This is a genomic window from Streptomyces sp. NPDC087844 (assembly GCF_044742785.1).
GTDB lineage: Bacteria > Actinomycetota > Actinomycetes > Streptomycetales > Streptomycetaceae > Streptomyces.
The window spans coordinates 72,762-97,894 of sequence record NZ_JBIUVD010000027.1; the positions used below are offsets into that span (position 1 = coordinate 72,762).

A 25,133-nucleotide genomic window follows, 5' to 3' on the forward strand; every position below is an offset into this window, starting at 1 on the left:
GTGCCCAGACCGTGTAACCGACGTGCGGCGGGCGCAAACCGGGCCGGTCGCGTGTGCCGTGCAGGATGTACCTGCGCACGCCCTCCAGGGGTCATCTAGGCATGATGGACTTCGACGGCGGCTCGTTCGACCGTTCCCAGCCGCTGACCCGCGAGCACCTCCAGGATGTGCTGCGCCGCATCACAGGTACCGACGTGACGCTCACCGGTGTTCTTCGGGCGTCGAGCTTCACGGACCGTGCGATGCAGGTGACGACGTACCGGAAGGGACGCGTGCTGCTCGCGGGCGATGCCGCGCACATCCACTCCCCGCTGGGCGGCCAGGGCCTCAACCTCGGCATCGGTGTGCCGTGAACCTCGGCTGGAAGCTAGCAGCGACCGTGCACGGCACCGCGCCTGCGGGCCTGCTCGACACCTACACCAGTGAGCGTCACCCCGTCGGTGCCGCGATCCTCGACTGGTCTCGTGCTCAGGTGGCGACCGTGAGACCGGGCCCCACCGCTCCCGCGTTGCGGCAGCTGGTGCACGACCTGATGAGTACCCCCTCGGGGACCACGCACGTGTACCGGCACACGACGGGGCTGTTCCACCGCTACGACCTGGGCAGCGAGCAGCCGCTCGTCGGCCGTACCGCCCCCGACTTCCGTTTCGGCGGCGGCACCCGCCTCGGGGACCTTCTGTGCCAGGGCCGGGGCCAGGGCGTCGTGCTCGACTTCAGCGGCGACCGCGCGCTGCGCGACGCGGCCCAGAGCTGGAAGGGCCGACTCCACTACTCGGGCAGCCCGGTACGCGAGGACCTTGGATTCGGCGCACTGCTGATACGCGCCGCCACCCGCTGGTTCGGCGTCCCCGACCCCTGACCGCACACCGCCCGGCCCGCACGCGGCGCACCGCCACATCCTCCGCGACCGGCAACCGCGGCAGTTCCGACACCCCCGCACACCTCCGATACCCCGGCACGACAAGGAGCCTCCCCCACGCCGAGTAAGTCCGCCGATCGAGGCCGAGATGAACAAGGACGTGGTCCGCCTCTACGAAGTTGTTCTCCGCACTCCCGGCGGCACCGACTTCACCACCATCAAGGCACTCATCGGCGAACAGGAAGTCGAACTCAACTGGGGCCACCCCGACATGGCGTCCACGGCAGATCGGCCAGCGGCCAGCGGCCAGCGGCCAGCGGCCAGCGACCCAGCACACCGCGAAAACGCCCACCGTCCGCAGGACTGGACACGTCTGCGGGCGATGTCCACGGCGACACCCTCGCCCTGCCGCGAGCGTCCTCGGTGCCACGCCCGCCCGCGGCCCGTCGAAGAGCCGGCGGAGCCGCCGCATTCTCACCTCGGGCGCCAAGCCCTCACGCCCCGCATGGCCCGATTCAGCACGGGCGGGCGCCCCCTCCTCATGACGCGCCCGGAGCGCGCGGCCGAACACGGCCGCTCCGCTTACCGACGATGCCCTTCTTCGGCCCCTTGCAGATGACCATGACCGCACGCGGTCGTCGCACTCTTACCACGACGACAACAGAGGCACTCTTCGCCTCGGCGACGGCGCTCGCCTCGGCCGGGATCGCCGTGTTCGCGATCACCTCCGCACGAGCGGAGCCCTCCGCGCCGGCCCACGCCTCCTCAGGCGGCGCGAGGTATAGCGCAAGCGCCGTACAGCGCAGGCACCCTGACGCACGCTGCTACGAGGTCCGGGGGCCTGTCTCGGTCAAGAAGACCGGCCAGGCACACATGTACCGGGAGCTCTGCCAACCGCGCCGCCAACCCCGCCACGACAAGCACAACTGTTCAGCTGCTGGTACCGGGCTTCACCTACAGGCTCCACCTACAACCTCACGCGGCGGTTCGGACAGCGCCACGTCTTGCCGCCGTTCGGTGTCGAGCGCGCCCTCTGGACAATCCTGCTGACACACCAACTCCTGCAACAGGCCATTGCACAGGATCGCGCTCATGATCTCGCGCAGGTCGTGCCTTGACGGCCGGCGACGTACGGCCGGCGACGTTCCGTCATGACCCGGGCGCCCTGGAATGAGACAGGCACGCGCAAACCTCAACCCCAGCCGATGAGTTCCCGCGGTGCCCGGAGTCCTACGGGGGCGGGGGCGAATGCTGTGGCTGAGTGAAGGAGAAAAACAATGAACAACGGTGTCTGGCCGATGGTGTATGCGGAGCGTACGGCGCTGATCGGTGACCTCGCACACCTTGATGACTCGCGGTGGGAGCAGCCGTCGCTTTGTGAGGGATGGACCGTGCACGACGTGGCCGCCCATCTGGTCGACACGGCTCGCACGACACGCCTTGGTTTCGTCGTCGGCCTTGTCCGGGAGCGGTTCGACTTCGACCGCCAGAACGCACGCGGTGTGGAACGCGAGCGTGGCGCCTCACCGCAGGAGACGTTGCAGCGGCTTCGTCAGGTGGCGTCGCGAAGGTCGACCCCTCCGGCGCCCCTGGACAGCCGGCTCGTCGAGGAGGTCGTCCACGGTGAGGACATCCGCAGGCCGTTGGGACTCACCCGCTCCTACCCGCTGGAGGCTGTCACCCGATCGCTGCGCTTGCAGGCTCGTACTCCTGCGTCTTTCGGCGGAGCCAAGGAACTGACAGCGCGTGTCCGGCTCACGGCAGTCGACGCCGACCTGTCCATCGGAGACGGTCCGGAAGTCAGGGGACCCGCGCTTTCCTTGCTGCTGGCCGTCTCCGGGCGACGGATGGCGCTGGAAGAGCTTGACGGGCCGGGAACCGCCGCGCTCGTGACACCGTGCCGGTGACGCTGGAGGCGGGCTCAGCTCGCGGGCTGAGATTCCTTGTCCCGGGTGTCGGATAGGGATGTTTTGCGGGTGAGCCGCTTGGGCTTCAGCGTGATGAGTGACCAGTTCAGGTCTGCCTTGAGCTGCTGCGGGGGGGCGTTCATAGTCTCGCGCGCTGCGGCGGGCGTTCATGATCCGCCCCACCCCGGCGTGCGTTCGACACGCCAGCGACGCGGGAGGACGACGAGCTCTTTGGCTCCTCTGGGGCGGGAGACGGTTGCGAGGGTGCTCTGGAGGAAGCCCTCAGCCCAGGTGACGAGTCGGCCGGCGTAGGCGGAGTCGGCTTGGACCTGCGTGATCTGTGGGTGCGTAGGGCGAAGGCGCCGGAGCAACTCGCTTGCGGCGTCCCAGTCCTGCATGTCGGCGGGTGTCACCCTGATCACCGCGTGCAAGCCCTTCGTGTCCACTACGGGGTGCCTCTTGCTCCCATTGATCATTTCGCGGGGTCGAACCCGCGAGTCGCCCGGAGTCCTTAGCCGACGAACCGGCCGACCACCAGGCCGGGCGAGTGCGAACAACCAGGAGCAGCCGACGCCACGAGTTCGTTGTGCGCGAGGGGCTCGATGACAGCCGCGCGGCGCCCGGGTACGTGCGTGTCCAGGTCGATGATGCCGGTACGGAGGATCCAGAACCAATCGGCGCGTGCACCCTCCTCGAAGAGGTGCGCGCGTCCCCCTCGAAGAGGCTCGTGCTCTCGTGCTCTGAGGATCAACACCTCCCGCCACGTCGGCCATGGGCCACCCGGCCCCACCAAGGGGCCGCCCAGTCCGAAGCCAGAACCTTTCGGCACCCTGCGCCGTCCTCCGCCGCGCTGTTCGATGAGGGTGTGGGGGGAGCAACCCGGCTAGAGGGGGTGAGCACTGTGGGTCCGACACCGACACCGGAGTTCTGGAGACTGTTCGTCGCCCGCCTGGATACCGCCATGGCCGTCCGTTCCTGTTCAGCGTCGCGCTCGACGCGCTGGTGCTGCGGATGCGGCGGCGCCACAGCCGGCCGCCGGCCGACCGGACAGCCGAAAGGTTGCGTCCGCCCGACCGGACGCTGGTGCGGCGCTGAAAGCCGCACGTAGCGCGCCACTGAAGTCGGCACGGAACGCGGCACGGAACGCGGCACGGAACGCGGCACGGAACGCGGCCCTGAAAGTGCAACGCCGGACACAGGAGGCACACAGCATGCTTCGGTACGTCACCACGGGAATCGACAGCTCCACCGAGAGTGTCGCCGCCGCCCACTGGGCGGCCCGGGAAGCCCTACGCCGCGGTGTCCCGCTGCGCCTCGTACACGCCTGGACGTGGCATCCGCGTCCCGCTCCCTCGGTACCCGCGGACAGCAGCGAGCACGCGTGGGCCGAGCAGACCCTGGACCGTACGGCCGACAGCGTCCGCGCCGCGCACCCCGGGCTCGCGGTCGACCGCCGGCTGGTGTCCGGCACCGCGGTCGCCGCTCTCCTCACGGAGGCCGGACAGTCGGAGCTGCTGGTGCTCGGGTCCCGCGGGCTGAGCGGGCTCGCGGGATTCATGACCGGCTCCGTGTCCCAGCGGGTCGTCGCCGGATCAGCGTGCCCCGTGGTGCTCGTACGCTCGGGCGAGGGTTCCACCGACGAACACCTCCCGGTCTTGGACGGCGTGTCGCCGGACGAGATCTCCAAGACCCCATATCGCGATGTCCTCCTCGGGCTGGGCACCCGTCACCCCTGCGACGAACTGCTGGAGTTCGCCTTCACGGCCGCCCGGCTCCGGGGTGCCGACCTGCGGGTGGCGCATGCCTTCCGCGTCCCGGCGGCACAGGCCGCCGACGGCCCGTGGGAGCCGGTACCCGGACCCGGACCCGGGTCCGGACCCGAGCCCGAACCGCTCGCGGCAAGGGAACACACCGTGATCGCGGTGCTGCGCCCGTGGTGCGAGAAGTTCCCCGAGGTCTCCGTGACCGCGACGGTCTGCGAAGGGCGGGCCGCCACCGAACTGGTGCGGGCGTCGGCCGGGGCCTCCCTCGTCGTCGTGGGACGCCGGACACGGGACGGCCGGTTCGGCACCCACCTCGGCCCCGTCGCCCACGCGGTCCTGCATCACGTCGGGTGCCCCGTGGCCGTCGTCCCGCACGCCTGAACCGTGCCCGGATGATCCTTTGCAAACCAACGACACGAGGGAGCAACAGTCATGACCACTGGTCAGGTGACCGTCGGAGTGGACGGTTCGCTCGTCGCCGTACGAGCCCTGGACCGCGCCGCCGACGAGGCGGCCCTGCGCGCCACCACTCTGGAGGTCGTGTACGCCGTGCCGGACCTGGACGAGGCCGGGCCCATCCTGGCGTCTGCGGTCTCGCGGGTACACGTCCGTCATCCAGGGCTGCCGGTCGTCGCCGTCCCCGTCGAGGGGCATTCCGCGGCCGTGCTTGCGGAACACGGCCGTGACTCGGTGCTCACGGTCGTTGGCTGCCGGAACATGGGTGGGTTCGCCGGCACGCTGTTCGGCTCGGTGAGCTCACGGCTGGCAGCGCACGCGCACGGCCCGCTGCTCGTCGTACGGGGTGACTCTCCTGGGCACTCGTACGGCGAGGTGCTGCTCGTCCTCGACGACGAAACCGACGCGATCGCCGCGATCGATGCGACCGATGCAATCGATGCGACTCCTGCGGCGTACGCCTTCCAGGAGGCCGCACTCCGGGGTGCCCGGTTGCGGTTCCTGCGGTTCTCGGCGCACCGGCATCCGGTCGCCGGCCTGGTGCCGCACGGCGGGACAGGGCCTGCCGCCCCGCACCCCGCGAATCCGGAGGAGTCGGCGGTTGTGCGCGAGCGTCGCACGCGGGTGCATCGGGTCTGTACGGAGATCCGGTCGGCCGCCACCCGTACAACCCGAGAACTGCTGGACGCCACCCGCACCGCGGACCTCGTGGTGATCGCCCGTCGGCCCGAGCCGGGCGGGCACGGCCGCCGACCCGGCCCCGCCGCCCGTACGTTGCTGCACCGGGCCCACTGCCCCGTGCTGATCGTGCCCGCCGGGCCGGACGGAGCCGGGGGCTCTTACGCATAGAGGAAGCCGTACCCGCAACCGCCTGGTATTCAGCGTCGGCATGGCCTCGCGTGCGGCGGACGCCCGTGATCCGGGCCGGGCCGGGCCGGGTTGGATGAGGAGCGCCCTGTCCGTGGTCCTGCCCGGCGCGCTAGTCAACGCCCCGGTGGGCCAGTTGACGGCGCGGGCGTCGACGGCATCCAGGGCCCGGCGGCGGAAGTTCTCCGCGTTAGCGAAGAACAGCGGGAGTCGTAGCGGTGGACCCGCACGCCGGGGATCGACCGGGCCTCGGGACAGTCATCCACGTCGTGCCTGCCCGCCACCCCCGCCACCCACCCCTCCCTGTACCGCGTCGTGCGGGCGGGCCACCCGAGTCACCCAAGTCAGCAGCTCCGCGACAGACGGTCCGACGGCGACGGCGACAAGCACGCCGTACAGGATGTCCGGAGTCAGCACGCCGGCCAGGCAGCCGCGCGCCAGCAGCAGCTCCCAGCGGCGGCGGAAGCCCCCCAGCCGCCAGCCGCCGAGATCCCGCCAGGTCGGTCGTACGGACGGCGGCGTACACGACGAGCGCCCCGAGGACCACCGAGGGCATACGGGTCGACTGGATCGCCGACAGGTGTCGTACGAAGGACCACGACCCGGGAAGAAGGCCGAGCGTGTCGTCCTCGCGCCGGTGTGCTTGGGCAGTTGGTCCACGACCATGAGCAGCGCCGCGCCCGCGAGATGGCCGGTCGGTACCGGCCGGGAGAGCAGGTCGGCGACGAAGCTCAGCCGCACCGCCCACGCCCGCCACCACGCACAGCAGGCCCACGGTGGCTGCCGGGGTCGCCGCCGGCATGGCGTACCTGCCGGGCTCCCCGACGGTCGGCGGACCCACCACGGTCGCCGTGCTCAGCGCTCCAGGGTGCACCCCGTGATCCGTGACGCACCAGTCACCCCAACAGGCCCTGCGGAAAGGGCCGTTCGGCCCTCCGCCGGCGGACCTTCGGCACCCGGCGTGACCCGCCCCGCACGACAAGAGTGAGGGACGTCAGACACCGACCGATCGTCCCCGAAGGGATCACCACCATGGCCCTGCACGAGCACTCTCGCCGCAGCCCAAACTTCCACCTGCCGTCGCTGCGCAGGAGCCGGACCTCCTCGGAGTCCGCCGTGTCGGCTCACACCGACACGCACACCGCGCAGGCCTACGCCTTCGCCTCCCTGCGCCTGCTCACCGGATTCATCTTCCTGTGGGCCTTCCTCGACAAGGCGTTTGGGTTCGGTTACGCCACCCCGTCCGGCAAGGCCTGGATCGACGGCGGCTCACCGACCCAGGGCTTCCTCGGCGGTGTGGCGGCCGGGCCGATGGAGTCCACCTTCCACTCCTGGGCCGGTGCCACCTGGGCCGACTGGCTGTTCATGGCCGGACTGCTCGGCGTCGGTCTCGCCCTCGTCGGCGGCTTCGCGCTGCGGCTCGCGGCCGTCGCGGGTACCGCGATGATGACGCTGATGTGGGTCGCCGAGTGGCCGCCCGCCCGGCACCTGTCCGACGGTTCGCCGACCATGTCGCCGAACCCTCTCGTCGACTACCACCTGATCTACGCGGTCGTCCTGATCGCTCTCGCGCTGGCCTCCGCCGGCAACACCCTGGGCGTCGGAAAGATCTGGGCCACCCTGCCCTTCGTCCGCACCAACGGCTGGCTCCGCTGACCGCGCGAGGACGCGGCGGAGTCCTGCGGGGACCGCCGCGTCGGCCGGACACAGGGCCGTTCGGCCCATACCGAGTACCAGTGGCCCCTGCGCCCTGAGCCCGTTCGGCACCACGATGAGACCACTTACCCCGACAGCAGGAGGTGGAGACCATGCCCCGCACCGTCACCGTGGGTCTCGACGGTTCGTCCGAGAGCCGGGCGGCCGCCGAATGGGCGGCCCGTGAGGCCGAGCTGCGCGGACTGCCGCTCAAACTGGTGCACGTCCGGGAGCCCGTACCGGAGCCCACGACACAGACCCCGCTCCCCGGTGCCGAGACGCGGCAGCGCCGGAGCGGGCGAAGCGGGACGGCGGCACCCTCGGCCGATGGCTGGGGAAGAAGCCCTCAAGAGTCCGCCGAGGGCCTCCGGCTGCGACACCCCGGCGTCGAGGTCACCGCCGAACAACTCACCGGACGGCCGGCTGATGTGCTCGCCGGCCTGGCGAAGGACGCCGAACTGCTCGTCCTGGGATCCCGTGGCCTCAGCGGGCTCGGCGGGTTCCTGGTGGGATCGGTGGGCCAGTCCGTCGTAGCGCACGCCGAACAGCCCGTCGTGCTGGTCCGGGCCGGGGAGCAGGCCGCCGACGAGCACGTGATGGATCCGGCGGGCATCCCGTCCGCCGCGGCCCCGTACCGGCCCGTGGTCCTCGGACTGGACCTGGACCACCCGGACGATTCCGTCCTTGAGTTCGCCTTCGACGCCGCCGCCCGCCGTGTCGCCCAACTGCGGGTCGTCCACGGCTGGAACCCGCCGCCCTACTACGCGTACGGCCTCCCCGCCGACGTCGAACTCCACACCGAGTTGGCACGCCAGGAGACAACCGCTCTCATCGAGGCCCTGCGCCCGTGGCGGCAGAAATTCCCCGCCGTCGAGGTCATCGAGACGTCCCGGTACGGATCGGCCGCCCATCACCTGGTGGACGCCTCCCGCGATGCCTGTCTGGTCGTCGTCGGCCGCCGAATCCGCCGCGGTCCGCTCGGCACCCACACCGGCCCCGTCACCCAGGCCGTGCTTCATCACGCCGCTGCCCCCGTCGCCGTCGTCGCACACGGCTGACCTGCCCGGAGAAGGAGAGAAACCATGAAGGCAGCAGTCGTACGAGCCTTCGGCCAGCCGGTCATCCACAAGGCACGGCCGCTCACAGGCGTCCATCAGTCCGTCGACGGCTCCGTCGGCAGTTCCATCGGCAGTTCCATCGACGGTTCCCTCCACGACGTGCCGCGCGGCGAGATCAGGGCACGGATCGTCTCCGACATGGGCGCGGGAAGGTGACGGCGATGGAACTCCCCCTGGTCGTGGGCGTCGACGGTTCCGAATCGAGTCTGCGCGCGGTGGACTGGGCGGCCGACGAGGCCGCCCTGCGCGGGCTGCCGCTGCGGCTGGTGCACGCCTCGCTGTGGGAGCAGTACGAGAGCGCCACGGGTCTTGGCCGGTCCTCGGAACAGATGATGGCCGACGCCGTCGTCGAGGCTGCCGCGGAGCGGGCGCACCGCCGTGCGGTGGACGTGAAGATCGCCACCGAGGTAGTGCCCGAGGAGCCCGTGCCGGTGCTGCTGCGCGAGGGCCGCACAGCTTTCGCCCTGGTCCTGGGATCGCGAGGCCGCGGCGGCATCGCCGAGTTGCTGCTCGGCTCGGTCAGCCTCGCGGTCGCCGCCCGCGCCGGCTGTCCGGTGATCGTGCTGCGTGGCAACCACGACAACAGGGCCGGGTCCACCATGCGTGGGCGCGTCGTGCTGGGGGTCGGCGAGGAGCCGGAGAACTCCGCGGCCGTTCGCTTCGCCTTCGAGGAGGCGTCGGAACGCCGGGTTCCGCTGGAGGCCGTACGCGCCTGGCGGAGCCCCGGGTACCAGACCACCGACCACCCTCTGATGACCGGCGAACCCGCCCGGCTGCACGAGGAGCGGGCCGTGGAGATCCTGGACGCGGCACTGCGGGATGCCCCGGAAGGTGTGGAACTGCGCCGGCACACCGTCGAAGGCCCTGCCCGCAAGGTGCTGCTCGATGCCTCGGCCGACGCCGACCTGCTCGTCGTCGGCGCCCGGCGGCGCCACGGTCACTTCGGGCTCCAGATAGGCAGGGTCGCCCACGCGGTCCTGCACCACTCCGGCTGCCCCGTGGCCGTCGTACCCCAGCGCGCTTGACCGGCTCGGAGCGCCACCGTGTCGGCGCGACGCGCGGGTCCCGCTCCGAGACGCGCCTCAACACGGGCGCCTTCGAACACCACGACGAGCGGGCATCACGACGGGTGGGCGCCCTCGGTTCGCGCCCCGTCCCGGAGCCCGGCTCGCCACGATGACTTACGGAGTCGTTATGCCCAAGGTCGAACACCGCAACAGCACCGTACTGACCGACGCCGAACTGCGCGCCCTGGACGCCCACTGGCGGGCCGCGAACTACCTGGCCGTGGGCCAGATCTACCTGCTGGCCAACCCTCTGCTCACTGAGCCCTTGACGCCCGCGCACATCAAGCCGCGGCTGCTCGGCCACTGGGGCACCTCGCCCGGCCTCAACCTCGTACACACCCACCTCAACCGGGTGATCAAGGCGCGCGGTCTGGACGCGCTCTGCGTCTGGGGTCCCGGACACGGAGGGCCCGCCGTCCTCGCCAACTCCTGGCTGGAGGGCAGCTACAGCGAGACCTACCCGGACGTCTCACGGGACGCGGCGGGCATGGACCGGCTCTTCCGGCAGTTCTCCTTCCCCGGCGGAGTACCCAGCCATGTCGCCCCGGAGACGCCCGGCTCGATCCACGAGGGAGGTGAGCTGGGCTACTCGCTCGCCCACGCCTACGGTGCCGCCTTCGACAACCCGGACCTGCTGGTCGCCTGCGTCATCGGCGACGGCGAGGCGGAGACCGGCCCGCTGGCCGCCTCCTGGCACTCGAACAAGTTCCTCGACCCGGTCCACGACGGCGCCGTCCTGCCGATCCTGCACCTCAACGGCTACAAGATCGCCAACCCGACCGTGCTGTCCCGCCTTCCGGAGTCCGAACTCGACGAACTGCTGCGCGGCTACGGCCACGAACCGATCCACGTCACCAGCGACGACCCGCACCAGGTCCACCGCGCCATGGCCGACGCCTTCGACCAGGCGCTGGACCGCATCGCCCTGATGCAGAATGCGGCCCGCGAGGACGGCGTGACCGAGCGCGTGCACTGGCCCATGATCGTGCTGCGCACCCCGAAGGGCTGGACGGGACCCGGTGAGGTGGACGGCCTCCCGGTCGAGGGCACCTGGCGCGCCCATCAGGTCCCGCTGTCCGGTGTCCGCGACAACCCGGAGCACCTGCGGCAGTTGGAGACCTGGCTGCGCTCCTACCGCCCGGAGGAGCTCTTCGACGCCGACGGGCGGCCCACCGCCGACGTCCTCGCCTGTGTCCCCGAGGGGACCCGACGGCTGGGCTCCACCCCGCACGCCAACGGCGGCCTGCTCGTACGCGACCTGCCGATGCCGTCCCTGGAGCGCTTCGCCGTCCCCGTCGACAAGCCGGGCACCACCTCGCACGAGCCCACCCGGGTCCTCGGTGACCTCCTCGAACAGATCATGAGGGACACGTCGGAGCGGCGCGACTTCCGTCTCGTCGGCCCGGACGAAACCGCCTCCAACCGGCTGGGAGCCGTCCTCAACGCCAGCGGCAAGGCCTGGCAGGCCCAGATCCTCCAGGTGGACGAACACCTGGACCGGCACGGCCGGGTCATGGAGATCCTCTCCGAACACCTCTGCCAGGGCTGGCTGGAGGGCTACCTCCTCACCGGCCGGCACGGCCTGTTCTCCTGTTACGAGGCGTTCGTCCACATCGTCGACTCGATGGTCAACCAGCACATCAAGTGGCTGAAGACGTCCAGGGAGCTGCCGTGGCGGGCCCCGGTCGCCTCCCTCAACTACCTGCTCACCTCGCACGTCTGGCGCCAGGACCACAACGGCTTCTCGCACCAGGACCCAGGCTTCGTCGACCACGTCCTCAACAAGAGCCCGGAGGTCGTACGGGTCTATCTGCCACCGGACGCCAACACCCTGCTGTCCGTGGCGGACCATGTCCTGCGCAGCCGTGACTACGTGAACGTGATCGTGGCGGGCAAGCAGCCCTGCTTCGACTGGCTGTCCATGGACGAGGCCCGCGCCCACTGCGCCCGCGGCGCCGGGATCTGGGACTGGGCGGGTACCTCGAACGGCGAGCGGGAACCGGACGTGGTGCTGGCCTGCGCCGGTGACGTGCCCACCCTGGAGGTGCTGGCCGCCGCGCAGTTGCTGAGGGAGCACCTGCCCGCACTCGCCGTCCGGGTCGTCAACGTCGTGGACATGACCCGGCTGCTGCCGCGCGAGGAACACCCGCACGGAATGGGCGACTTCGAGTACGACGGCCTGTTCACCACCGACAAGCCGGTGGTCTTCGCCTACCACGGCTATCCCTGGCTGATCCACCGCCTCGCCTACCGCCGCACCGGACACGCCAATCTGCACGTGCGGGGCTACAAGGAGATGGGCACCACGACCACTCCGTTCGACATGGTCGTCCGCAACGACATGGACCGCTACCGGCTCGTCATGGACGTCATCGACCGGGTCCCCGGCCTGGCGGTGCGCGCGGCGGCCGTACGTCAGTCGATGGCTGACGCCCGCACCCGCCACCACGCCTGGATCCGCGAACACGGCACCGACCTGCCAGAGGTCGAGGACTGGACCTGGACGGCCTGAAACCGTCCTGCATCTGAAGACCGGCGCCCACGCCCACACGGTGCTGCGCTCCGCGCCGGGCGGGAACGCGGAAACTCAGGGGCTTCGGCTGGTACGACAACGAGTGGGGATACACCAACCGGCTTGCGGACCTCACGGCGCTGGTCGCCGACGACCGAGGACCGATGACGCCGACCCGTAGCCACCCGTGGCCGCGCGTGGCCGCCTGTAGGCCGGCGCCACGCTCCGGGCCCGCGCCCGCACCCCCGTTGTCCACCGGGTGCCTGCCCGGGCCCGCCGTTCGTCGGGGACCGGACTCCAGGGCCGACCGGCCCCCGACGCGCCCCGGAAAGCCCATGGGGTCATTGCCCTGTCCGCCGGATGCTCGAAGTGTCACAAGGCTTTGGAGGAGACCCAGGATGACGGACGACACGCTCAGCCGGCCCACGGTCCACGCCCTGCTCTCGGACGGCACCACCGTATGCATCCGGCCGGTCGCGGCGGCCGATCACGAACATCTGCGAGGGCTCTACGAGCAGATGTCCGCGGAGAATCTGCGGCTGCGGTTCTTCGCGGCGAGCCGGCGTTCCGCCGCGCTGGCCGCCGACCGGGCCTGTGCCCCGCCGCGCCCCGGATACCGGGCGCTGATGGCCGAGTCGCGGGGGCAGGCGATCGGCCTGGCCGAGTACGAGGCCGGCGACGACGCGGCCTCGGCCGAGATGTCCATCGCCGTGGCCGACGGGCTGCACCATCGCGGTGTCGGCACGCTCCTCGTCGAACACCTGGTCTCCGCCGCCAGGGCGGACGGCATCACCACCTTCACGGCGGACGCGCTGTCGGAAAACCACGAAGTGCTTCGGCTCTTCGCCGACCTGGGCCTGCGCACCGCACGCTGTTTCGCCGGCCCCGAGGTGCGCTGCTCCATCGCTCTCGCAGAGGACGACACCTACCTGTCGTCCGTCGAGGCCCGCGGCCGGGCCGCCGACGTGGCAAGTCTGGAACCCCTGCTGCGGCCCGACGCGATCGCCGTGGTGGGCGCCGGCCGCAGGCCCGGATCGGCGGGGCGCGCCCTCCTGCACCATCTGCACGAGGGCGGCTTCACCCGGCGGCTCTTCGCGGTCAACCCCCATGCCACCTCGATCCTCGGCGTACCGTCCTACCCCTCGGTCAGCGCGCTGCCCAAGGTCCCGGATCTCGCGGTCCTCGCCGTACCGGCCGCAGCACTCCCTGACATCGCGCAGGAGTGCGGCAAGGCCGGCGTACGCGCGCTGCTCGTCGTGTCGGCCGGCCTCGACAGTCACCAGGCACAAGCGCTCATGGAGGCGTGCCGCACGTACGGCATGCGGCTCGTCGGGCCCAACTGCTTCGGCATCACCAACGCCGATCCGGCACTCTCCCTCGACGCCACCTTCGCAGCGGATCACCCGCGCCCCGGCACGGCGGGTGTCGCCGTCCAGTCCGGCGGCGTCGGTATCGCACTGCTCGACGGACTGTCCCGGCTGGGGATCGGCGTGTCGTCCTTCGCGTCGCTCGGCGACAAGTACGACGTCAGCGGCAACGACATGCTCCAGTGGTGGGAGAGCGACGGCCGCACCGAACTCGCCCTGCTGCACCTGGAGTCCTTCGGCAACCCACGGGCCTTCTCCCGTACCGCCCGGCGCGTGAGCCGCCGTATGCCGGTGCTCACGGTCGACGCCGGCCGCACCGACGCCGGCCGCCGCGCCGCCGCTTCGCACACCGCTGCCGCCGCCACCCCGACGATGACCCGGCAGGCCCTGTTCACTCAGGCGGGGATCACCGCGACCCACTCGGTGGGTGAACTCCTCGAAACCGCTGCCCTGTTGCACTCCCAGCCGCTCCCGACGGGCAGCCGCGTGGCCGTCGTCACCAACGCGGGCGGGGTAGGCGTCCTGACCGCGGACGCCTGCGCGGAAGCCGGGCTGTCGCTTCCGCCGCTCACGCCCTCGGTGATCGACAGTCTGTATGCCGTACTCCCCGAGGGTTCCACCGTCGCAAACCCCGTCGACGCCACCGCCGCCGTCACGGAGGGGCAACTCAGGGACTGCGTGGACCGGATCATCCGGCACCCGGGCATCGACGCCGTCCTGCTGGCCCTCGTTCCCACGGCCGTCGCCGCCGCGACCGGCGACAACCTCGTCCGGGCCGTCACCGGCGGCCCCGCACACCGTGCCCGTCCGGTCGCCGTCGTACGCCTGGAGCAGGATCTGCCGGTCAGGCTGCTGCCGACGAGGGACGGCGGCGCCATCCCGTCGTACGCCGAACCGGGTGCGGCGGCAAGGGCGTTGGCACACGCCTCCCGCCGTGCGGCCTGGCTGAGCCGGCCCGCGGGCACTGTCCCGGAGCTCGCGGAGGTCGACACGGCCCGGGCCCGCGCGGTCGCCGGGACCTACCTCGCTGCCCACCCCGACGGCGGTTGGCTCGACCCGCGCACCTGCGCCGAGCTCCTCACCTGTTACGGCATTCCTCAGCTCCCTTGGTCCTGGGCGGAGTCGGAGGACGACGCCGTCGTCGCGGCCGAGCGGCTGTGCGGACCCGACGGCCGAGTGGTGCTGAAAGCGCACTGGCCCGGCCGGCTCCACAAGAGCGAACAGCATGCCGTGCACCTCGATCTGGAAGGTGAAGCGCAAGTTCGGGCCGCGTTCAGGGACTTCGCGTCACGGTTCGCCGGCCTGATGACCGGGGTGGTCGTCCAGCCGCTGGCCGCGCGCGGCACCGAACTGTTCGCGGGAGTCGTACGGGACGAGGTCTTCGGCCCGCTCGTGCTGTTCGGACTCGGCGGCACCGCGACCGAGGTCCTGGCCGACGACGCCGCCCGCCTCGCCCCGCTGACCGACCTCGACGTACACGACCTGATCACCGCGCCGCGCTGCGCACCGCTTCTGTTCGGGGCCGGTGGCAGCGGGCCTGTCGACCTCGAAGGCCTCGAACAGTTGCTCCTGCGCCTGTCCCGGTTGGCGAGCGATCTGCCGCAGCTCGCCGAAGCCGACTTCAACCCCGTCCTCGCGACGCCCGACGCGGTCACCGTGCTCGACGCACAGGTCCGCCTGCTGCCGCGCGTCGTTCAGGACCCCTATCTGCGCCGACTGCGCTGAGGACGAACAGCCGGCTGAGGACGGCCCAGACATGGGACACGGCTAGGTCCGGTCCGTGCTGGTGACGGAGGTCGTCCGGACGCTGGACGGCACCCCCTGCAAGGAGATGGCGCGGCCCTGCGCCGAGCACCGCGTCGGCGGACTGCCCGTGGTCGACGAGGACGAGAAGGTCCTCGGGGTGGTCTCCGGGTCCGACCTCGCGGTCCGCCAGGCGCGGACACCCGGTCCGCCAGGCGCGGACACCCGGTCGGGCAGGCGCGGACACCCGGTCGGGCAGGCCGAAGCGCCGTTGCCGGCTCACCGGGCTGAGCCGCCGCACGCGCGGGCAGGCCGCGAAGGTACGCGCCCGTATCGCCGGGCAGTCGATGTCCGTGCCGCCGGTCACGGTGTACGCCGACGACACCAGCTCCGAGGCCGCCCGGATCATGGCACGGGACCGTGCGCAGCGGCTGCCGGTGCTGGGCGAGGAGGACCGGCTCGTCGGCATCGTCACCCGCCGCGCCCGATCCAGGTCTTCCTGCGGTCCGGCCATGACAGCCGCCGCGAGGTGATCCACGAGGTGCTGGTCCGCTCGCCGTGGCCGCGAGTCGGCCGGGCGCCCGCTGTGGTTCTGCGGCAGCGGCCCGCTTGACGCCGCGGCCGAGGAGCCGGACAGTGCGGGCCTGACCCGCGCCGCCGCGTCGAGGGGCCGGGTCCGGCCGGCGCGTCCGGTGACCGGGCCTGCGCCACCCCCGGCGGCCGGGCACGAATCAGTACGGTCACGGTGGCGGCCCGGCACGAATCAGCGGCGGTCACGGTGGCGGCCGGTACGGCCAGGGCAGCGTCACGGTGGCTGTGCCCGGTGGAACGGTCCGCGCGGCCGGGGTACCCGTCTGCCTTCCGCCCGTCCGACGGCACTGTCGAAGCTCCCTGGACAGTACGGTGAGCACAGGCGAACTGGTCCAAGCCGCCCTGTCTGCTGTGTCGGTCGGAGGAAGTCATGAGCGGGGATAGGCGCGACGGTTCCGAGGAGCACGCGCCGAAGCTGCGGCTCGATGAACTGCTGGGCGAGCTGCAGGTGCGCATCGACGCGGTGCGCGGTACCCGGGACCGTCTGCACAGCCTGCTGGAGGCCGTGCTGTCGGTCGGGCGGGAGCTCGACCTGCCGCAGGTGCTGCGGGGCATCGTCGAGGCCGCGGTGGTGCTGGTGGACGCGGAGTACGGGGCGCTGGGCGTCATCGGCGGCGACCAGAAGCTGTCCGAGTTCCTGACCGTCGGCATCGGCGAAGAGGAGCGGTCGGAGATCGGGGCGCTGCCCAGGGGGCACGGGCTCCTCGGAGAGCTGATCCGGCACCCGGAGCCCCTGCGGCTGCCGGAGCTGTCGGAGCACCCGGCGTCGTACGGCTTCCCGGCCAACCATCCGCCGATGCACTCCTTCCTCGGTGTGCCGATCCGGGTGCGTGACGAGGTGTTCGGGAACCTCTATCTCACCGAGAAGCGCAGCGCCAGGGAGTTCGACGCGGAGGACGAGTCCGTCCTGTCGACGCTCGCGGTGGCCGCCGGGGTGGCCATCGAGAACGCCCGGCTGTACGAGGAGACCAGGCTGCGCGAGCGCTGGCAGCGGGCCAGTGGCGAGGTCACCAGCATGCTCCTGACCGGTGCGCCGAGCGCGGAGGTGCTGGAACTGATCGTCGACGAGGCCCGGAAGATCGTCTCCGCCGACATGGGGCTGATCGCGGAGCGTGTGCCGGGCGAGGAGACCCTGCGGCCCGCCCTGGCGGTCGGCCTGGGCAGGGAGCAGCGCAGCGGTCTGGTGTTGTCCGCGCGGGACGGTTTCGTCGGAGCGGCTCTCGGCGCGGCCAAGCCGGTGGTCAGCGCCGACATCGAGCACGATGCGCGTACGGGTGAGGGCGAAGCCCAGTGGGCCGGGCTCGGCCCCGTGGTCGCGGTGCCGCTCGGCGCCGGCGGCAAGGCGCGGGGCGTGCTGCTGCTGGGGCGCGTGCCGGCCGGCACGCCGTTCGGCGACGCGGACACCGGGCCGCTGCTCGGGTTCGCCGACCAGGCGGCGCTGGCCCTGGAACTGGCCGAACGGCGGCGGGACGCGGATCAGATCACCCTGCTCCAGGACCGGGACCGCATCGCCCGCGACCTCCACGACCTCGCCATCCAGCGGCTCTTCGCGGCCGGCATGACCCTGCAGAGCACCCAGCGCTTCATGGAGCACCCCGAGGGCACGGAGCGCCTGACGCGGACCGTCGACGACCTCGACGACACCATCAAGATCATTCGCTCCACGATCTTCGGACTGCGCGCTCATGGCGGGGGCGGGCGGGAGAGCGACGGCTTGCGCGGCCGGGTGGCCGAGGTGCTGAGGGCCTCGGTCACGTCACTCGGATTCCTGCCCGCGCTGCGCATCGAGGGGCTTGTCGAGACCGATGTCCCCGGCGACATCGCCGACCATGCGGTCGCGGTGCTCAGCGAGGCGCTCAGTAACGCGGCCCGGCACTCCGGAGCACAGGCGGTGGACGTCCGGCTGCAGTGCGCGGGGGGCGAGTTGACGCTCACGGTGACGGACGACGGCTGCGGAGTGCCGGGTGGCGTCAGGCGCAGTGGGTTGAAGAACATCGAGGAGCGGGCGGTCGCCCTCGGCGGAACCCTGACGCTCGGCGAACGACCGGAGGGCGGCGGCACGCGGCTGGTGTGGAGGGTCCCCGTGCATGCGGACGGTGCCGCGGACGGAGGCTGACCGAAGAGGGTCGCGGGCCCGCGGCAGGTCCGGACGACGAGGCGGGGCAGCGGGGGCTCATCGCGTCGAGTTGTCGGTGGAGGCGGGCTGTTCGAGATGGCTGGCCAGGACCGCCGCCTGAACGCGGCGCTGCACGCCGAGTTTTGCCAGCAGCCGGGAGATGTGGTTCTTCACCGTCTTCTCGGACAGGTAGAGCTTCTTGCCGATCTCGCGGTTGGTGAGTCCGTCCCCGATGAGCGCGAGGATGTCCCGCTCGCGGGGCGACAGGCCGGCGAGTTCGGGTGCGAGGGCCGGTCCCTCGGTGGGGTCCGCGCGCAGGGAGCGCATCAGACGGGCGGTCGTCGTGGGGTCCAGCATCGACTGGCCGGAAGCGACCGTGCGGACCGCCGTGACCAGATCGGAGCCCCTGATCTGCTTGAGCACATAACCCGCCGCCCCGGCCATGATCGCGTCGAGCAGGGCCTCCTCGTCGTCGAACGAGGTCAGCATCAGGCAGGCCAGGTCCGGCATGCGGCTGCGCAGTTCGCGGCAGACACTGATCCCGTCCCCGTCCGGCAGGCGTACGTCGAGGACGGCCACGTCCGGGCGCAGCGCCGGCCCGCGCACCAGGGCGTGCTCGGCGCTGTCCGCGTCACCGACCACCGAGATGTCCGGCTCGGAATCCAGCAGGTCGCTGAGACCTCGTCGTACGACCTCGTGGTCGTCCAGCAGGAAGACCCGGATCGGGTTCTGCTCCGTGAAGACACGCGCCTCGGTCATGACGACCCCTCGTTCACTGATGGACCACGAAACACATGCTGACTGTGCTGACGAGCATCACCCTTCCAAGCCGGAAGCACCAGGGCCGACCGGCCCCGTCCGACGAACGGCCGTCGGTTCGGCTGCCGGTCACTGCCCTGGGCGGCGAGCCGGCCCGTGCGCCATCACTCCACGGCCACCACACCCTCGGCCCTCACCAGGGGCGCGGCCACAGGCGCCAGAGAGCCACAGGCGCCAGAGAAGTGTCTCTGCCGCCGAGTTCTCACGCGCCGAGCACGGGACCCCTGAACCCCGCTGCGTCTTCCTCACGTTCGATGTTGGCCGCGGTCTACGTGACGCGGGTTGTGCTCTGCGGGAGTGACTCGCCGACGAGATCGCGGGCGCCCGGTGATACGGGCGCCCCCGTCGCAGTAAGGGCACAGGCGCGGAGCGGGATCTCCGAAGCCTCAGGCGGATGCCGGACGCAGGACGACCGGGAGGGCGGCGAGTCCGTTTATCGCCGTGGAGATCACGGGCACCAGTTCTGGCTCGGGCACGGCCAGCCGCATGGTGGGGAATCGCTTGAAGAGCTGGGAGAGCCCGATCGCGCTTTCCAGGCGGGCCAGGGCGGCTCCGACGCAGTAGTGCGGGCCCGCGCCGAAGGCGAGCTGGCGTTCATAGTGGCGGGAGTCGCGGATGTCGAAGTGTGCCGGGACCGTTCCGCTCTGTTCGCGGTTCGCGGCGGCCAGACCGACGACGATCGGCTCGCCGCGGCGCACGGTCACTTCGTGCAGGACCGTGTCCCGTAGCGCGTAGCGCATGAACAAATTGCGCAGCGGGCTGTTCCAGTGCAGGCCCGCTTCCACGGCGGCCGGCCAGTCCAGTTCGCCGTCGAGAAGCGCGGTGAGCTGGTCGGGATGGGCGAGCAGGGCGTGGACGGTGCTGGTCAATGAGTTGACCGTGGTCTCGTGGCCGGCCAGCAGGATGATCTCCAGGGTGTCGATCAGTTCCTTCTCCGTCAGCCTGCCGTCCTCGTCGTCCAACGCCTCGATGAGCGCGCTGGTCAGATCGCCGAGCGGGGCCGCGCGCCGGTCGGCGACGAGGCGTGCCAGAACCTCGCGCTGCAGGACCGCGGCCTCCTGGCGCTCGGCGCCGCTCACCTCGACGCTCAGCATCGTCCGGAAGTGACCGCGCAACCGGCTCTGCTGTTCGGGATCGGTGAGACCGAACAGCTCACAGATGATCAACAGCGGGAGCGGATAGGCGAACCCCTCCTTGAGATCGGTCACCGCCCCTGGCTCCCCGGACTCCCCGGACTCCAGGCCGTCCAGCAACTCCCGGGTGATCTCACGGATCCGGGGCGCGAACGCGTCGATACGCCGGGGGGTGAAGGCGTGACTCACCAGGCGGCGAAGCCTGCGGTGGTCGGCCCCGTCCGCGTTGAGCATCGACTCCCCGACGATCAGGTTGAGCAGCGGCCACCCGGCGGGTATCTCCCCGCGCGAGTACGCACCCCAGTGGCGCGGATCGCTGGAGAGGTCGGGGTGCGCGTCCAGTACCGTCTGGGCCGCCTCGGCCGACATGGCCGCCCAGGCACGGACGTCGTCCGGCAGCGCCACCGGCACCACGGGGCCGTACCGCAGCCACTCGGCTGCTTCCTCGTGGGTCCCGCGGGTCGGATCGAGTAAGGACACGGGCTGGTCGAGCGACAGCTTCGAACGGTCGATGCGCATGGACAGCTCCAACTGCACGGGGGATACGTTGACTTGCGTGCGCTTACCGTGTGCGGCCGTACGGCGAAGGAAGCTGCATCGAGTCCGGGCCGACCGCCCGACAGGGCCGGAACCGCCGCCGGCACGAATCCCGTAGCCGACCCCACCACCGTCATCGTAACGACCCGAACCTGCGCATACGTACGAAGCGGACGAAGCCCCGCCCGAAGAGTTCAAGTCGTCTCATTCTGATGGTTGGGGTGACGGGAGTTGGCGATGGTGAAGTGTCTGGGTGGTCCGAAGTGCGCCTCGGTCGGGTTCGCCCATGACGCGTAGGTCGGGGTGAAGCACAGCTCGACCCTGTTCTTCACTCAGCGGCCTACGAGTTCAGCGGTCACCGTGGTCGTCGCTGCGGTCGTCGCTTCCCGAGCACGCGTTGAGCTGCCCAAGATTGAGGACGCCCGTCCGCCCACCGCCCGCTGCATGCCGACGCCGCGCGGCGGTCGGAGTGCCGCTGCTCCTGTTCGCCGGGGCATGTCCTGGCGGGAACACTTCTGCTGCGGGTACGGCCGCACGGGGCTGGTGGTGGGTCTGCCGGCGCTCGGCTCGCTGATGGCGGTGGCCGCCGTCTCCCTGCTGCTGGCATTCCTCACCAGCGGTGGCATCAACCTGCAGCTCGCGGCAGAAGTACCCGCCTCGTCGGCGCAGATCGTGCAGGGCGTCCCGATGCTACTGATCGCGGCGGCGATGCTGTGGAGCAACCGCCGTGCGGGAGGTGCCGCATGAGCGCCGAGTACAACGAACTCGCCGCGAGCGGGGTCCGCCTCGACGTGCCGCTGCTGCTGCTCGCTTCGGCCGGTGAACTGCTCAGCGAAAGCACGGGCGTGCCCGGTCTGTCGGTCGAATGGATGATGCCAACCGGCGCGTTCGCGGGCGTGGCCGGCCGCCCTCGCCTCCGGTAGCGCGGCCGTGGGGGAGCGTCACCCTGCGCGCCGCCCTCAAAAACCGGATTTCGGCCGAACCGGGGCTGCACGCCGACTTGTTGGCCGACCCTCGCGAGATGAAGGAGGCTGCGGAGGTGCTGTGCACCCCCACGCCGTCGCGGGAACCCGTGGTCAAGGGAGCGTGGCTGCACCCGGGAACCCATGTCAACGCGGTGGGGGCGCCGCCCCGCCCCGACACTAGGAGATCGACACCGAGCGGATCGTACGCTTACGGCTGATCGTGGACTCCCTAGCCACCGTCCGCCGCAAGCCGGGCGGGGTGCTGATCCCCCTGGCCGGGGGCGCGCTCGCGGGAGCCGACTTCGCCCCGGAGTTGAGACATGCACTCGAAGGGCTCGTACCGGCGCGCACGGCGGACGACGGGATCACCCTCCTTGACGGGCACCCGGACCGGCCTGGCCGCGTGACACCACACCCGCGACGGACACCAGTGCCTCGGGACAACAGGAACTCGCCTGCCCCGGGGTTCCCCGTCCTGCCCCCGGGACAGAGCGGTTTCCACAATGGGCTAACCATGATCGATGAGCCTGCGTCCGGGGAAGGTGAACAGCTGGGAACTGACGGAAACGGTGACGGGAGGCGGCAAGTGAGCAAGCGGCACGGGCGTGACTGGAGGCACATGACCCCCGACGACTTCGACCAGGATGCGCCACCGCGACCGGGCAAGCCCGCTGGGCCGGCCGCCGTCCTTGCCGTACCCGACGAGTGCGGCACGGCCCCGCTGTTCGGCGACGAGACCCCCACCGCACACCCCCAGGGCGCGGGCGCGGAAGAACGCCCGGCGGCCCCGCCCTTCGACCAGGCCGAGCTGTTCTGATCCCGGTCGCACCTGCTGGTGGTGCTCGGATACGGGCCGCAGCGGGGAAAACGTACTCGGCCTTTCCGTTCTGCCCCGATCCGCGCCGAGGCCACGGGCCGGTATCCACGTGGATCTTGCTCGGCGCTTGGCTCCGGCGAACCTTCGGGGCCAACTCGGATCGCAGCAAGTCGCGTTCACCGGACGGACGCCTTCGCACAACCCTTCGTACACCTCACGAGTCACAGCCCCGGAAGCCCTTTCCCTGCGTTTCCCCTTTTTTATTACGGGAGTTGCCCTGTGCGTGTACGTACCCTGGCCGCCACCGCCGCCGTCGCGGCACTCACCGCCACCGGTCTGACCCTGCCGCTCGCCGGAAGCGCCGCGGCCGCAACGACTCCGCGGTTCGACTTCAACGGCGACGGATACGCGGACATCGCGGTCGGCATGCCCAACGCCACGGTGGACGGCAAGGCCAAGGCCGGCTACGTCAGCGTGATCTACGGCGGCGCGCAGAGCCCGTACCAGTCCACCGGCGTCATCAGCCAGGCCGAGGCCGGCATACCCGGCACGCCCGAGGCGGGCGACCGCTTCGGCTCCTCCGTGGCGCCCGTCGATGTGAACGGCGACGGCGTCTTCGAACTTGCCGTCGGCGCGAGCGGCGAGTCACTCACCTCCGACCAGCTGAAGGACGAGGGCACCATCACCGTCCTGGACGGCTCGCAGTGGCAGACCAAGGGCACCACGGTGGCCAGGGGCACGTCCGAGTACAGCAGCATCGGCCGGACCATCGCCACGGGCGACTACGACGGCGACGGCGACACCGACCTCGCGTTCGGCGAGAACGGCGAGGAGCACGGTGCGCTCCGGTTCCGCCCGGGCCCTCTCACCGCCGACCCGGTGACCACCACCACCCTGCGCCGCTACAGCATGGGCGGCACCACCCGCGACCTGGCCACCGGCGACTTCGACGGCGACGGCCGCGACGACCTCGCCGCCACCTGGCAGGGCACAGAGGACTCCAGCACCTTCATCACACGCTGGGACGACCAGGCCCAGCCGACCCAGTGGTACGCGGACTCCGACCGCGGCAGTGCGCTCGCCGCCGCCGACTTCGACCAGGACGGCACGGACGACCTCGCGGTCGGCCTCGTACAGCCCAACCCCGAGTCGGAGAGCACGCATTGCGAGGACCGGCTCGGTGGTGCGGTGCTCCTGCTCAAGGGCTCAGTTGGCGCGAACTTCGGCGCCGAGTACGAGTGTGTCACCCAGTCGAACCCGGAGGTCGGGGGTGCCGCCGAGGAGGGCGACGACTTCGGTGCCTCGCTGTCCGCCGGTGACCTGAACGGCGACAGCCGTCCGGAACTGGTGGTCGGCGTGCCCGGCGAGGACGTGGGCACCGTGAAGGACGCGGGCGGATACGTCACGATGAACGGCACGGAGCACGGCCTCTACGGTGGGCTGGCCCGCAGCCAGAGCACCCCGAACATGCCCGGCACCGCCGAGGCCGGCGACCGCTTCGGCGCCCGGCTGGCCGTCGGCGACTACAACCGCGACGGATTGTGGGACACCGCGGTCAGCGCTCCCGGAGAGAACGCCGGTGAGCCCAGGTCCGGTGGCGTCTGGTTCGCGCCGAGCAGCACGGAGGAGACCTACCCGCCGGGCAAGTCGCTGACCCCCTTCGGCTTCGCGCTCCCCCACGGGGCCATCAAGTACGGCGAAGTACTGGGGCTTTGAACACCCGCGTGCCCTTCACTACCGGCAGTCCCTCGGTCACCGAGTCACCGAAGCATGGAGCGGCCGAGCGTTCGGTGCTCGATCGTCGCGCTCCGACCGGTGCCGGCGGCGGTCTGGTCGAACTGGGGCGGCCCCGTCCGGCGGGGAGGAGAAACGGGGCCGCCTGCGAGAGCGCCGTGAGCTCTCCGGCCGTGCGGCGCTCGATGAGACCGCATGAGGTCCGGCGACGCCCTCCAATGGCGACTATGTCATCACCCCGCATACCTCTGGCATATTCCAGCCACATGTCGGAGCTTGCCGCGCAGTCGTGCGCATGAAGGGAGCACGGAGGGAGAGGGGTGTCGCGCATCGTCGCTCCGGCACCACCCCGGCGACCTCAATAGATGCTCAGGCCGTACGCTGACAGCCACTCGACCACAGGCTGGTAGTAGGTGACCCCTCCTGAGCCGCAGTTCCCGCTGCTGCCGACGATGACGCCGAGCGCCGTGCCGCCCGAGAAGGCCGGACCTCCGGTGTCTCCCGGCTCGGCGCAGATGGTGGACCTGAACAGCCCGGACACCACTCCCCCGCCGTAGTTGACCGTGACATTGACCGCCTGGACAGTCCCACAGCGGTATCCGCCGACCCGCCCGACATGGCAGAGCGACTGCCCGACCACGGGATTCGCCGCGCCCGTGATGTCGCGAGTACCAGCCCCGGCGCCCAGCGACACCTCACCCGGATAGGAAACCGCCGTGTTCGTGTACCGGACGCTCGCATAGTCATTGCCCGGGAAGCTCACCCCCGCAGTGACACCGACACTGACGGTCAGAGCGGCATCGGCGTACCAGGTGGTGGCGCCCTGAGCACACCGACCCGAAACGAACGCGTACGGAGTGGAGCCGGAACGGGCGTTGAAGCCCACCGTGCAGCGGCTACCCGCGCTGTAGAGCGTGTCACCCCCGCGCACCACGACAGCCGCCTGCCGCCCCGCCCGCTCATCGGCGTGAGCGGCCGATCCGGCAGCGGCGGACCAAGTGACGGACCAGCCGAAGAACAGCGCCACTACGACAACGGCACGAACAGCGACTCTCGGACGCCTCACA

General features: G+C 71.0%; 20 protein-coding genes and 5 pseudogenes. 18 read left to right on the forward strand and 7 right to left on the reverse strand.

Annotated features, from left to right (window positions below; genetic code table 11):
- Nucleotides 1-65: 65 nt before the first annotated feature.
- A pseudogene (locus ACIOKD_RS36435) lies at nucleotides 66-859 on the forward strand (FAD-dependent monooxygenase); the annotation flags it as partial.
- Nucleotides 860-2,136: 1,277 nt separating this feature from the next.
- On the forward strand, nucleotides 2,137-2,766 hold the full coding sequence (locus ACIOKD_RS36440) for a maleylpyruvate isomerase family mycothiol-dependent enzyme (protein ID WP_402092316.1): 630 nt from the start codon (nucleotides 2,137-2,139) through the stop codon (nucleotides 2,764-2,766).
- Between the two features lie 167 nt (nucleotides 2,767-2,933).
- On the opposite strand, the gene ACIOKD_RS36445 is transcribed toward ACIOKD_RS36440, so the two are convergent.
- A complete protein-coding gene (locus tag ACIOKD_RS36445) occupies nucleotides 2,934-3,242 on the reverse strand; it encodes a transposase (protein WP_402092318.1) in 309 nt (102 codons plus the stop codon).
- Between the two features lie 98 nt (nucleotides 3,243-3,340).
- A pseudogene (locus tag ACIOKD_RS36450) lies at nucleotides 3,341-3,520 on the reverse strand (regulator); the annotation flags it as partial.
- A 457-nt stretch (nucleotides 3,521-3,977) separates the two neighbouring features.
- On the opposite strand from ACIOKD_RS36450, the gene ACIOKD_RS36455 reads away from it, so the two are divergent.
- Together ACIOKD_RS36455 and ACIOKD_RS36460 are read left to right on the forward strand one after the other, a co-directional pair.
- Nucleotides 3,978-4,910 (forward strand): universal stress protein, encoded by a 933-nt coding sequence (locus ACIOKD_RS36455; RefSeq protein WP_402092319.1) that lies wholly within the window; start codon nucleotides 3,978-3,980, stop codon nucleotides 4,908-4,910.
- Between the two features lie 51 nt (nucleotides 4,911-4,961).
- Entirely contained in the window at nucleotides 4,962-5,834 is an 873-nt protein-coding gene (locus ACIOKD_RS36460; protein ID WP_402092320.1) for a universal stress protein, read from the forward strand.
- A gap of 150 nt (nucleotides 5,835-5,984) precedes the next feature.
- On the opposite strand, the pseudogene ACIOKD_RS36465 reads toward ACIOKD_RS36460, so the two are convergent.
- Nucleotides 5,985-6,714, reverse strand: a pseudogene (locus tag ACIOKD_RS36465) (SulP family inorganic anion transporter); the annotation flags it as partial.
- Between the two features lie 170 nt (nucleotides 6,715-6,884).
- Between ACIOKD_RS36465 and ACIOKD_RS36470 the strand changes: the two are divergent.
- The 9 genes and pseudogenes from ACIOKD_RS36470 (at nucleotide 6,885) to ACIOKD_RS36510 (ending at nucleotide 18,061) form a co-directional block, all read left to right on the forward strand.
- A complete protein-coding gene (locus tag ACIOKD_RS36470) occupies nucleotides 6,885-7,508 on the forward strand; it encodes a hypothetical protein (RefSeq protein ID WP_402092321.1) in 624 nt (207 codons plus the stop codon).
- Nucleotides 7,509-7,660: 152 nt separating this feature from the next.
- Nucleotides 7,661-8,605, forward strand: a complete 945-nt coding sequence (locus tag ACIOKD_RS36475; protein WP_402092322.1) for a universal stress protein — start codon at nucleotides 7,661-7,663, stop codon at nucleotides 8,603-8,605.
- A gap of 24 nt (nucleotides 8,606-8,629) precedes the next feature.
- Nucleotides 8,630-8,821, forward strand: a complete 192-nt coding sequence (locus ACIOKD_RS36480) for a hypothetical protein (protein WP_402092323.1) — start codon at nucleotides 8,630-8,632, stop codon at nucleotides 8,819-8,821.
- A gap of 5 nt (nucleotides 8,822-8,826) precedes the next feature.
- A complete protein-coding gene (locus tag ACIOKD_RS36485; protein ID WP_402092324.1) occupies nucleotides 8,827-9,690 on the forward strand; it encodes a universal stress protein in 864 nt (287 codons plus the stop codon).
- A gap of 169 nt (nucleotides 9,691-9,859) precedes the next feature.
- Entirely contained in the window at nucleotides 9,860-12,244 is a 2,385-nt protein-coding gene (locus ACIOKD_RS36490) for a phosphoketolase (protein ID WP_402092326.1), read from the forward strand.
- 398 nt (nucleotides 12,245-12,642) lie between these two features.
- Nucleotides 12,643-15,336 (forward strand): GNAT family N-acetyltransferase, encoded by a 2,694-nt coding sequence (locus tag ACIOKD_RS36495; protein ID WP_402092328.1) that lies wholly within the window; start codon nucleotides 12,643-12,645, stop codon nucleotides 15,334-15,336.
- A gap of 61 nt (nucleotides 15,337-15,397) precedes the next feature.
- A pseudogene (locus tag ACIOKD_RS36500) lies at nucleotides 15,398-15,526 on the forward strand (CBS domain-containing protein); the annotation flags it as partial.
- Between the two features lie 175 nt (nucleotides 15,527-15,701).
- Nucleotides 15,702-15,887 carry a CBS domain-containing protein gene (locus ACIOKD_RS36505; protein ID WP_402092329.1) on the forward strand — a complete coding sequence of 62 codons (186 nt, stop codon included), beginning with the start codon at nucleotides 15,702-15,704 and terminating at the stop codon, nucleotides 15,885-15,887.
- Nucleotides 15,888-16,315: 428 nt separating this feature from the next.
- Nucleotides 16,316-18,061 carry a GAF domain-containing protein gene (locus ACIOKD_RS36510; RefSeq protein ID WP_402092330.1) on the forward strand — a complete coding sequence of 582 codons (1,746 nt, stop codon included), beginning with the start codon at nucleotides 16,316-16,318 and terminating at the stop codon, nucleotides 18,059-18,061.
- A gap of 57 nt (nucleotides 18,062-18,118) precedes the next feature.
- Here ACIOKD_RS36510 and ACIOKD_RS36515 read toward each other — a convergent pair whose 3' ends face one another.
- The 3 genes and pseudogenes from ACIOKD_RS36515 to ACIOKD_RS36525 form a co-directional block, all read right to left on the reverse strand.
- Nucleotides 18,119-18,820 (reverse strand): response regulator, encoded by a 702-nt coding sequence (locus ACIOKD_RS36515; protein WP_402092331.1) that lies wholly within the window; start codon nucleotides 18,818-18,820, stop codon nucleotides 18,119-18,121.
- Nucleotides 18,821-19,266: 446 nt separating this feature from the next.
- Complete coding sequence (locus ACIOKD_RS36520) at nucleotides 19,267-20,550, reverse strand: cytochrome P450 (protein ID WP_402092332.1); 1,284 nt, start codon at nucleotides 20,548-20,550, stop codon at nucleotides 19,267-19,269.
- Between the two features lie 194 nt (nucleotides 20,551-20,744).
- Nucleotides 20,745-20,879, reverse strand: a pseudogene (locus ACIOKD_RS36525) (IS630 family transposase); the annotation flags it as partial.
- A gap of 166 nt (nucleotides 20,880-21,045) precedes the next feature.
- Here ACIOKD_RS36525 and ACIOKD_RS36530 point away from each other — a divergent pair.
- The 5 genes from ACIOKD_RS36530 to ACIOKD_RS36550 all read left to right on the forward strand — a co-directional run bounded on the left by ACIOKD_RS36530 (nucleotide 21,046) and on the right by ACIOKD_RS36550 (nucleotide 24,048).
- Nucleotides 21,046-21,297 (forward strand): hypothetical protein, encoded by a 252-nt coding sequence (locus ACIOKD_RS36530; RefSeq protein WP_402092333.1) that lies wholly within the window; start codon nucleotides 21,046-21,048, stop codon nucleotides 21,295-21,297.
- Nucleotides 21,294-21,473, forward strand: a complete 180-nt coding sequence (locus ACIOKD_RS36535) for a hypothetical protein (RefSeq protein WP_402092334.1) — start codon at nucleotides 21,294-21,296, stop codon at nucleotides 21,471-21,473. The genes ACIOKD_RS36530 and ACIOKD_RS36535 overlap by 4 nt, the downstream gene beginning before the upstream one ends.
- Entirely contained in the window at nucleotides 21,416-21,733 is a 318-nt protein-coding gene (locus ACIOKD_RS36540) for a hypothetical protein (protein ID WP_402092335.1), read from the forward strand. Before ACIOKD_RS36535 ends, ACIOKD_RS36540 begins: the two co-directional genes overlap by 58 nt.
- Before the next feature lie 401 nt (nucleotides 21,734-22,134).
- Nucleotides 22,135-22,332 (forward strand): hypothetical protein, encoded by a 198-nt coding sequence (locus ACIOKD_RS36545; protein ID WP_402092336.1) that lies wholly within the window; start codon nucleotides 22,135-22,137, stop codon nucleotides 22,330-22,332.
- Between the two features lie 279 nt (nucleotides 22,333-22,611).
- On the forward strand, nucleotides 22,612-24,048 hold the full coding sequence (locus ACIOKD_RS36550) for an FG-GAP repeat protein (RefSeq protein ID WP_402092338.1): 1,437 nt from the start codon (nucleotides 22,612-22,614) through the stop codon (nucleotides 24,046-24,048).
- Nucleotides 24,049-24,424: 376 nt separating this feature from the next.
- On the opposite strand, the gene ACIOKD_RS36555 is transcribed toward ACIOKD_RS36550, so the two are convergent.
- Nucleotides 24,425-25,093 (reverse strand): S1 family peptidase, encoded by a 669-nt coding sequence (locus ACIOKD_RS36555; protein WP_402092339.1) that lies wholly within the window; start codon nucleotides 25,091-25,093, stop codon nucleotides 24,425-24,427.
- Between the last annotated feature and the right edge of the window lie 40 nt (nucleotides 25,094-25,133).

Bases quoted from the DNA above. Each gene is read 5' to 3' on its own strand.
- ACIOKD_RS36490 (WP_402092326.1), top strand. From the start codon at position 9,860: ATGCCCAAGGTCGAACACCGCAACAGCACCGTACTGACCGACGCCGAA.
- ACIOKD_RS36510 (WP_402092330.1), top strand. From the start codon at position 16,316: ATGAGCGGGGATAGGCGCGACGGTTCCGAGGAGCACGCGCCGAAGCTG.
- ACIOKD_RS36505 (WP_402092329.1), top strand. From the start codon at position 15,702: ATGTCCGTGCCGCCGGTCACGGTGTACGCCGACGACACCAGCTCCGAG.
- ACIOKD_RS36480 (WP_402092323.1), top strand. From the start codon at position 8,630: ATGAAGGCAGCAGTCGTACGAGCCTTCGGCCAGCCGGTCATCCACAAG.
- ACIOKD_RS36540 (WP_402092335.1), top strand. From the start codon at position 21,416: ATGGATGATGCCAACCGGCGCGTTCGCGGGCGTGGCCGGCCGCCCTCG.
- ACIOKD_RS36530 (WP_402092333.1), top strand. From the start codon at position 21,046: ATGTCCTGGCGGGAACACTTCTGCTGCGGGTACGGCCGCACGGGGCTG.
- ACIOKD_RS36535 (WP_402092334.1), top strand. From the start codon at position 21,294: ATGAGCGCCGAGTACAACGAACTCGCCGCGAGCGGGGTCCGCCTCGAC.
- ACIOKD_RS36460 (WP_402092320.1), top strand. From the start codon at position 4,962: ATGACCACTGGTCAGGTGACCGTCGGAGTGGACGGTTCGCTCGTCGCC.
- ACIOKD_RS36470 (WP_402092321.1), top strand. From the start codon at position 6,885: ATGGCCCTGCACGAGCACTCTCGCCGCAGCCCAAACTTCCACCTGCCG.
- ACIOKD_RS36455 (WP_402092319.1), top strand. From the start codon at position 3,978: ATGCTTCGGTACGTCACCACGGGAATCGACAGCTCCACCGAGAGTGTC.
- ACIOKD_RS36445 (WP_402092318.1), bottom strand. From the start codon at position 3,242: ATGATCAATGGGAGCAAGAGGCACCCCGTAGTGGACACGAAGGGCTTG.
- ACIOKD_RS36485 (WP_402092324.1), top strand. From the start codon at position 8,827: ATGGAACTCCCCCTGGTCGTGGGCGTCGACGGTTCCGAATCGAGTCTG.
- ACIOKD_RS36440 (WP_402092316.1), top strand. From the start codon at position 2,137: ATGAACAACGGTGTCTGGCCGATGGTGTATGCGGAGCGTACGGCGCTG.
- ACIOKD_RS36495 (WP_402092328.1), top strand. From the start codon at position 12,643: ATGACGGACGACACGCTCAGCCGGCCCACGGTCCACGCCCTGCTCTCG.
- ACIOKD_RS36545 (WP_402092336.1), top strand. From the start codon at position 22,135: ATGACCCCCGACGACTTCGACCAGGATGCGCCACCGCGACCGGGCAAG.
- ACIOKD_RS36475 (WP_402092322.1), top strand. From the start codon at position 7,661: ATGCCCCGCACCGTCACCGTGGGTCTCGACGGTTCGTCCGAGAGCCGG.
- ACIOKD_RS36515 (WP_402092331.1), bottom strand. From the start codon at position 18,820: ATGACCGAGGCGCGTGTCTTCACGGAGCAGAACCCGATCCGGGTCTTC.